1 protein-coding gene is annotated in these 503 nt (G+C 68.8%); it reads left to right on the forward strand.

What is annotated here, in order from left to right; all coding sequences use genetic code 11:
- Positions 1-284: 284 nt before the first annotated feature.
- Positions 285-503 (forward strand): glycine zipper 2TM domain-containing protein (locus G7A99_RS24755; protein ID WP_163144732.1); only part of this gene is annotated, 219 nt, incomplete at its 3' end.

Genomic DNA, 503 nt, shown 5'->3' on the forward strand with positions numbered 1-503 from the left:
GGCTTCATCACGGGACAGGTGTACACGGTGGATGGCGGGCGAACGGCGAGACTGAGCCTGCCGTAAGACGATGTGACCGTTCTGCACGGCTTCAGTGATCCGTTACGCGCCAGGGTATGGCACATTGCGGACCCTGGTGGCGCCGCGCGCACCTGCCTCGTGCCGGGACAACGTTTCTTTCCGTGTTCATGACCGCCGTCAATCCCCTCTGCCCATCACCGGCCTAGCATCGGCTGGGAAGCGTTGTGGCGGCAGCACCCGGCGTGGGCCGGCGGGAGGTAGCGGTGAGACAGCGGGTTATCGGTGTAATCCTGGCCGGGGCCCTCGGGGTGTCCGGCTGCGCGAACTACCAGGGCACCCAGGAGCAGTCCGGGATGGTGATCGGCGGGGTGCTGGGTGGGCTGCTCGGCAGCCAGGTGGAGCGGCACGGGCACGCGAGCACGGCCGCGATCATCGTGGGCACCCTGGCGGGGGCGGCGATCGGCGGCTCCATCGGACGCTCC

Source organism: Arhodomonas sp. KWT (assembly GCF_010993615.1).